Source organism: Streptomyces sp. NPDC058157 (assembly GCF_042884105.1).
GTDB lineage: Bacteria > Actinomycetota > Actinomycetes > Streptomycetales > Streptomycetaceae > Streptomyces.
The window spans coordinates 1-9008 of record NZ_JBHVUQ010000246.1; the positions used below are offsets into that span (position 1 = coordinate 1).

The window sequence follows — 9008 nt, forward strand, 5'->3', positions numbered from 1 at the left end:
CCCGAGGCATGACGCTGCCACGGCTCGTCGAACTCCCCCGCATCAGCACGCGAGAAGAAGTCCACCGACCGCAGACCAGCCTCGTCCGCGGCACCCACGACCACCTGCACCTGCACACCACCGGACTCCGGCAGCACCAACGGCGCCTCGATCGTCAACTCCACCAACCGACCACAACCCACCTGGTCACCCGCACGCACCGCCAGCTCCACGAACGCCGTCCCCGGAAGGATCACCGTCCCGCCGACCGCGTGCCCCGCCAGCCAGGCAGGGTCGTCGTGCCCGATGCGGCCGGTGAACAGGCAGCCGCCGCCCTCGGCGAGGGTCACGGCCGCGCCCAGCAGCGGGTGTTCCGCCGTCACGAGTCCGAGACCGGCGGCGTCGGCGACCTTCGGGGTCGCCTTGCGCGGCCAGAAGCGCTCGCGCTGGAAGGCGTACGTCGGCAGCTCGACGAGCCCGGCACCCGAGCCCGCGAAGAACGCCGGCCAGTCCGCCGAGGCACCGTTCACGTGTGCGTGGGCAAGGGCCGACACCGCGGCCTCGGCCTCCGGCCGTCCCTTGCGCAGGACGGGGACGAAGACCGCGTCCTCGACGCAGTCGGCGCCCATCGCGGAGAGCACACCGTCGGGGCCGAGCTCGATGAAGCGGGTCACACCCTGTGTGTGGAGGGTGGCGACGCCGTCGGCGAAGCGGACGGCCTCGCGGACATGGCGCACCCAGTACTCGGGCGAGCAGAGCTCCTCCGCAGAAGCGACCTCACCGGTCAGGTTCGACACCACTGCGATCGAGGGGGAAGCGAAGGCGATCGACTCCAGGACGGTACGGAAATCGTCCAGCATCGGGTCCATCAGCGGCGAGTGGAACGCGTGGCTCACGGTCAGCCGCTTGGTCTTCACGCCACGGTCGGTCAGCACACCCTCAACGGCGGCCACGGACTCGGACGCACCCGAGACCACCACCGAAGCCGGCCCGTTGACTGCGGCGATGCTCACGTCCTCGTACGCGGCGACCAGCTCGGCCACCTCCGCCTCGGAAGCCCGCACCGACACCATCGCGCCCCCGGCGGGCAGCGCCTGCATCAGCCGACCACGAGCAACAACCAGCCTGGCCGCGTCCGCGAGCGAGAACACCCCGGCCACATGCGCAGCGGCAATCTCACCGATCGAATGACCCAGCAGGTAGTCCTGCTTCAGCCCCCAGCTCTCCACGAGCCGGAACAGCGCGACCTCGATCGCGAACAACGCCGGCTGCGTGAACTCCGTCCGATCCAGCTCAGCGGACTCGTCCGCGAACATCACCTCCCGCAGCGACCGCCCCAGCACCGGGTCGATCTCGGCCAACACGGCGTCCAGCGCCGCCGCGAACGCAGGGAACGCCGCATACAGCTCACGCCCCATCCCCGCCCGCTGCGCACCCTGCCCCGTGAACAGGAAGCCCGTCTTGCCGGGCGAAACCACACCCTGCACAACACCCTCGGCGGCCTCACCCCGCGCGAGCGCCTCCAGCGCCCCGCGGTGGTCCGGGCCGAGCACGACCGCCCGGTGCTCGAAAGCCGTACGCGTCACGCCGAGGGCATGGGCGACGTCCAGCTCGGCCGCGTCGTCCGCGACGGCCGACCGCAGGCGGGCGGCCTGGCCGCGCAGGGCGGCGTCCGACCGGCCGGAGACGGTCCAGGGAAGGAACGGGAGCCCATGGGTGGACGACCCGCCCGCGGGCTGCTCCGTCCGTTCCGGGGCCTGCTCCAGGACGGCGTGGGCGTTGGTGCCGCTGAAGCCGAACGAGGAGACGGCCGCACGGCGCGGACGGCCGGTCCGCGGCCACTCCCGCTGCTCGGTCAGCAGTTCCACCGAGCCCGCTTCCCAGTCGATCTGCGGGGACGGCTCGTCGACGTGCAGGGTGCGCGGCAGGACGCCGTGCTGCATCGCCATCACCATCTTGATGACGCCGCCGACGCCGGCGGCGGCCTGCGTGTGGCCGATGTTGGACTTCAGGGAGCCGAGGTAGAGCGGCTCGTCGCCGGAACGTTCCTGCCCGTACGTGGCAAGGAGGGCCTGCGCCTCGATCGGGTCGCCCAGCGTCGTACCGGTGCCGTGCGCCTCCACCGCGTCCACCTCGGCGGGGCCGAGCTTCGCGTTGGCCAGGGCCTGGCGGATGACGCGCTGCTGGGACGGGCCGTTGGGGGCGGTCAGCCCGTTCGAGGCCCCGTCCTGGTTGACCGCCGTGCCGCGGACGACGGCCAGCACGCGGTGGCCGTTGCGCTCGGCGTCCGACAGCCGCTCCAGCACGAGCATGCCCACGCCCTCGGACCAGCCCGTGCCGTCCGCCGCGCCCGCGAAGGACTTGCAGCGACCGTCGGGGGCGAGCCCCTGCTGGCGGCTGAAGTCGATGAACGCCGTCGGCGTCGACATGATCGTGGCGCCGCCCGCGAGGGCCATCGTGCACTCACCGCTGCGCAGTGCCTGCGCAGCGAGGTGCAGGGCCACGAGCGAGGAGGAGCACGCGGTGTCGACGGTGACGGCCGGGCCCTCGAAGCCGAAGGAGTACGAGACGCGGCCCGAGGCGACGCTGCCCGCGGTGCCGATGCCGAGGTATCCGGCGGCGTCCTCGGCACTGGAGCCGAGGAGCGAGGCGTAGTCGTTGTACATCACGCCGGTGAAGACGCCGGTCGCGCTGCCGCGCAGCGCGGCGGGGGCGATGCCGGCCCGTTCGATCGCCTCCCAGGAGGTCTCCAGCAGCATCCGGTGCTGCGGGTCCATGGCGAGCGCCTCGCGCGGCGAGATCCCGAAGAACTCCGGGTCGAACTCGCCGACGTTCGCAAGGAAGCCGCCCTCTCGGGTGTAGCTGGTGGCACCGTCCCGGCCGTCCGGGTCGTAGAGGGCGTCGCCGTTCCATCCGCGGTCGGTGGGGAAGACGGTGATGCCGTCGCCGCCCTGGGCAACGAGGCGCCAGAGGTCCTCGGGGCTGCTGACGCCACCGGGGTAGCGGCAGCTCATGCCGACGATCGCGATCGGCTCGTCCACGCCGATGACGGCCGGCGCAGTGGTCGCCTGCGCCGGGACGGAGTCCTCCTCGTACCCGACGAGCTCACCGCGCACGTACTCGGCGAGCACCGACGGGGTCGGGTAGTCGAAGACGAGCGTGGCGGGCAGACGCAGGCCGGTGGCCGTGTTGAGCCGGTTGCGCAGTTCCACGGCGGTCAGGGAGTCGAAGCCGAGCTCGGTGAAGGCGTGGTGGAGTTCGATCCCCTGCGGGGACGCGTGGCCCAGCACGGCCGCGACGTCGGCGCGGACCAGGTCCTCGACCGCTTCGAGCTGCTGTGCGGGCGGCAGGGCCGCCAGGCGGCGGCCGAGGCCGCCCCGCGCTCCCGCCGCGGAGGCGGTGCGCCGTGCGGGGGCGGGAACCAGACCGCGGAAGACCGGGGCCACGCCCGCCGAAGCGGCCAGGGCCCGCATCCGGGCCAGGTCCAGCCGCAGCGGCACCAGCGCCGGCTCGGGGCCGCCGACGGTCGCGTCGAGCAGGCCCAGACCCATGCCGACCGGGATGGGCAGCACGCCACCACGCGACATGCGCTCGACGTCCGCCGTCGTCAGCGAGGCACCCATGCCCGCCGTCTCCTCCCACAGGCCCCAGGCCAGGGAGGTCGCGGCGAGGCCCAGGCCATGGCGGTGGGCGGCGAGCGCGTCGAGGAAGGAGTTCGCGGCAGCGTAGTTGGCCTGTCCCGCACCACCGAGCACACCGGCGGCGGAGGAGAACAGCACGAACGCGTCCAGGTCCAGGCCGGCGGTGAGCTCGTGCAGGTGCCAGGCCGCATCGACCTTGACCCGCAGGACAGCGGCCAGCCGCTCCGGAGTGAGCGACGAGACCACACCGTCGTCCACGACACCCGCGGCGTGCACGACGGCCTTGACCGGGTGGGCGGTCAGCAGGGAAGCGAGCGCCTCCCGGTCGGAGACGTCGCAGGCCGCGACCGTCACGGACGACGCGCCCAGCTCCTCCAGCTCACCACGCAGCTCCCCGGCACCCGGGGCGTCGAGGCCGCGCCGGCTGACCAGCACGAGGTCCCGCACCCCGTGACCGGTCACCAGGTGCCGGGCCACCACAGCACCCAGACCACCCGTACCACCGGTCACCAACACCGGACCCGCACCGAAACCACCGGCGGCCTGAGCGTTCCGGGCAGCCCGCGCCAGACGGGGCACCAACACCCGCCCCTCGCGCAACGCCACCTGGCCCTCGCCCGAGGCGGCCACCGAGGCGATCAGCTCCGGCGTCAGCGCTTCGCGGTCGTCCACGTCCACGAGGACGAACCGGCCCGCACCTTCCAACTGGGCGGACCGCACCAGACCCCACACGACGGACGCCGCCACATCGGCGACCTCCGCCCCACCGGCAGCCACGGCACCCCGCGTCACCAGCACCAGGGCCCGGTCCTCATCCGCCCAGCCCTGCACCAGCTCCAAAGCCCGCGAAGCCACCGCGAACGCGGCCCCAGGCACCCCGAACCCGTCATCGGACACCAGGTCGACCACGACGACATCGGCTTCGTCGACGACAGCCGCCACCAGCGGCGCAGGGCTCCAGTCGAGCCGGAACAGGGAGTCCCGGTCCACCCCGCCGGACGCCGCCGCCACCTGGCCGTCGACCGGCCGCAGCACCAGCGAATCCACCACGAGGACCGGCTCACCGGCACCGTCCGCGACGGCCAGCGACACCGCGCCCGCACCGGCGGGCGTCAGGCGCACCCGCAGCCGGGAGGCACCGGAGGCCGCCAGCGTCACGCCGGACCAGGTGAACGGCAGCCAGCCGCCCGTACCTTCGTCCGGGAGCAGTCCGCCCACGCCGACAGCGTGCAGGGCCGCGTCGAGCAGCGCGGGGTGCAGGCCGAACCGGCCCGCCTCCCCCGCCGCGTCCTCCGAGAGCGCGACCTCCGCGAACACCTCGTCCCCGGCACGCCACACCGCCCGCAGCCCCTGGAAGGCGGTCCCGTACGCGAACCCGGCCGCGGCCAGGTGTTCGTACAGCCCCTCCACCGGGACCTCGGCCGCACCGGCCGGCGGCCAGGCCTCCATCGAGAACGACGGCAGTTCCGCCACGGTGCCCAGGGCACCCGAGGCATGGCGCTGCCACGGCTCGCCGAACTCCCCTGCATCAGGACGGGAGAAGAAGTCCACCGACCGCAGACCAGCCTCGTCCGCGGCACCGACCACGACCTGCACCTGGACACCACCGGACTCCGGCAGCACCAACGGCGCCTCGATCGTCAACTCCACCAGCCGACCACAACCCACCTGGTCACCCGCACGCACCGCCAGCTCCACGAACGCCGTCCCCGGAAGGATCACCGTCCCGCCGACCGCGTGCCCCGCCAGCCACGGGTGCGACTGCACGGACAGCCGTCCGGTCAGCAGCACCTCGTCACCACCTGCGACGGAGACCGCAGCACCCACCAGCGGGTGGACGGCGGGACTCAGCCCGGCCGAGGCGACGTTGGCGGAGCCTCCGCGGGACTTCAGCCAGTAGTGCTGGTGCTGGAAGGCGTACGTCGGCAGGTCGACGCGGCCCGTGCCGCTGCCGATGCCGGCCGCGGCGAAGTACGCGGACCAGTCCACGGGCACGCCGTACGTGTAAGCCTGCCCCAGTGCGGCGACGGCCGCTCCGGGCTCATCGCGGTCCTTGCGGAGCACGGGCACGAAGGCGCCCTCTGCGACACAGTCGGCGCCCATCGCCGACAGCACCCCGTCCGGACCCAGCTCCACGAACCGGGTGACACCCTCCGCTTCCAGCGCGGCCATGCCGTCGGCGAAGCGGACGGCCTCGCGGACGTGCCGCACCCAGTACTCCGGCGAGCAGAGCTCCGCCACGGAGGCGAGCTCACCGGTGAGGTTCGAAACCACCGGGACGGCCGGCGCAGTGAAGGCGACCGACTCCAGGACAGTACGGAACTCGTCCAGCATCGAGTCCATGAGCGGGGAGTGGAACGCGTGGCTCACGGTCAGCCGCTTGGTCTTCACCCCACGCCCGGCCAGCACGGCCGCGATGGCGGTCACGGACTCGACGGCCCCGGAAACGACCACGGAGGCCGGCCCGTTGACTGCGGCGATGCTCACGTCCTCGTACGAGGCGACCAGCCCGGCCACCTCCGCCTCAGCCGCACGCACCGACACCATCGCGCCGCCCTCCGGCAGCGCCTGCATCAGACGACCACGGGCAACAACCAGCCTGGCCGCATCAGCCAGCGAGAACACCCCGGCCACATGAGCAGCAGCGATCTCACCAATCGAGTGGCCGAGGAGATAGTCGGGGCACATGCCCCAGCTCTCCACCAGCCGGAACAGCGCGACCTCGATCGCGAACAACGCCGGCTGCGTGTACTCCGTACGGTCCAGCTCGGCGGAGTCCTCCGCGAACATCACCTCACGCAGCGACCGCCCCAGCACCGGGTCGACCTCCGCGCACACCGCGTCCAGCGCGTCCGCGAACGCGGGGAAGGCCGCATACAGCTCACGCCCCATCCCTGCCCGCTGCGCGCCCTGACCCGTGAACAGGAAGCCCGTCAGACCCTGTACCGCCGCGCCGCGCACCACACCCGGCGCGGACTCGCCGCGCGCCAGCACCTCCAGACCCGCCACGGGGTCGGTACCCAGGACCACGGCCCGGTGCTCGAAGGTCGCACGGGTGGTCGCCAGGGCGTACGCGGCGTCCGGTGCGGGCACCTCGGCGCCGCGGCCGGCGACGAAGGCGGCCAGCCGGTCCGCCTGCGCGGCGAGCGCCTCGGGCGTGCGGCCGGACACCACCCACGGCACCGGGGTCCCGGCCGGGGCGGGAACCAGAACCGGAACCGGAACCGCATCCGGGGCCGTCGGCGGCTCCTCCAGGACCACGTGGGCGTTGGTGCCGCTGATGCCGAACGAGGAGACGCCGGCCCGGCGCGGACGGCCGGTCTCCGGCCACTCCCGCTCCTCGGTCAGCAGTTCCACCGCTCCGGCGGCCCACTCCACCTGCGGCGTGGGCTCGTCGACGTGGAGGGTCTTGGGCAGCACGCCGTGGCGCATCGCCTGGACCATCTTGATGACGCCGCCGACGCCGGCGGCCGCCTGCGTGTGGCCGATGTTCGACTTCAGCGAGCCGAGCCACAGGGGTTCGTCGCCTTCGCGTTCCTGCCCGTAGGTGGCGAGGAGTGCCTGGGCCTCGATCGGGTCGCCCAGCGTCGTACCGGTGCCGTGCGCCTCCACCGCATCCACTTCCGCCGCCGACAGGCCGGCGTTGGCGAGGGCGGCGCGGATCACGCGCTGCTGGGACGGGCCGTTCGGGGCGGTCAGCCCGTTGGAGGCACCGTCCTGGTTGACGGCCGTACCACGGACGACGGCGAGGACCTGGTGGCCGTTGCGCTCGGCGTCGGAGAGGCGCTCCAGGACGAGCATGCCCACGCCCTCGGACCAGCCCGTGCCGTCCGCGGAGGACGAGAAGGACTTGCAGCGGCCGTCCTCGGCGAGGCCGCGCTGCTTGCTGAACTCCACGAAGGTGGACGGGCTGGCCATGACGGTGACGCCGCCCGCGAGGGCCATCGTGCACTCGCCGCCCCGCAGCGCCTGGGCGGCCCAGTGCAGGGCGACCAGGGAGGAGGAGCAGGCCGTGTCGACGGTCACCGCCGGGCCCTCCAGGCCCAGGGTGTAGGCGACGCGGCCGGACAGCACGCTGCCCGAGTTGCCGGTGCCCAGGTAGCCCTCCACGCCCTCGGGTACGGATTCGAGGCGGCCCGCGTAGTCGTGGTACATCAGGCCGGCGAAGACACCGGTGGCGCTGCCCCGCAGTGAGGTCGGGTCGATGCCGGCGTACTCGAAGGCCTCCCAGGAGGCTTCGAGGAGGAGCCGCTGCTGCGGGTCCATGGCGAGGGCCTCGCGCGGCGAGATGCCGAAGAAGGCGGCGTCGAACGCGGCGGCCTCGTGCAGGAAGCCGCCCTCGCGGACGTACGAGGATCCCGGCCGGTCGGGGTCCTCGTCGAAGAGGCGGTCGAGGTCCCAGCCTCGGTCGGTGGGGAAGGCGGTGATGCCGTCGCCGCCTTCGGCGACGAGCCGCCACAGGTCCTCGGGGCCGGCCACGCCGCCCGGGTAGCGGCAGCTCATGCCGACGATCGCGATCGGTTCGTCGGAGGCAGGGCCGGAGCCGTGACCGACGGCCGCGGCGGCCGGTGCGGTGGCGAGGGCGTCGTCACCCGCGACCTCGGTGCGGACGAACTCGACCAGTGCCTCGGGGGTGGGGTAGTCGAAGACGAGCGTGGCGGGGAGCCTCAGCCCGGTGGCGCCGTTGAGCCGGTTGCGCAGTTCGACGGCGGTCAGCGAGTCGAAGCCGAGTTCGGTGAAGGCGCGGTCGAGGCCGATCCGGGAGCCGGAGGCGTGGCCGAGTACCTCGGCGACGTTCGCCCGGACCAGCTCGGATACCAGCTTGCGCTGTTCGTCCGCCGACAGCCCGGCGAGACGTCGGCCGAGGGCGGATTCGGCGCCCTGCCGGCGGGCGGTGCGCCGGGCCGGGACGCGGACGAGGCCGCGCAGCAGTCCGGGCACGCCGTTCGCACCGGCCTGGGCGCGCAGCACCGCGAGGTCGAGGTGGATCGGGAGGAGGGCCGCCGCGTCCGCGGAGGCACCCGCGTCGAAGAGGGCCAGGCCCTCCTGCGGGGACAGCGGGGGCATTCCGGCGCGGGCGAGCCGGTCGAGGTCGTCCTGTCCCATGCGGGCGGCCATGCCGCCCTCGGCCCAGGGGCCCCAGGCCAGGGAGGTGGCGGGCAGGCCGAGGCCGTGGCGGTGGGCGGCGAGGGCGTCCAGGAACGCGTTGGCGGCGGCGTAGTTGGCCTGGCCGGGGCTGCCGAGCACACCGGCTGCGGAGGAGAAGAGGACGAAGGCGTCCAGGTCCGCGTCACGGGTCAGTTCGTGGAGGTGCCAGGCCGCGTCGACCTTGACGCGCAGCACGGTGGCGAGCCGCTCCGGAGTGAGCGACGAGACCACGCCGTCGTC

General features: G+C 73.5%; 1 protein-coding gene. It reads right to left on the bottom strand.

Going from position 1 to position 9008, the window contains the following annotated elements:
- On the bottom strand, positions 1–9008 hold a 9008-nt coding region (locus tag ACFVXK_RS34250; RefSeq protein ID WP_389619812.1), incomplete at both ends, for an SDR family NAD(P)-dependent oxidoreductase.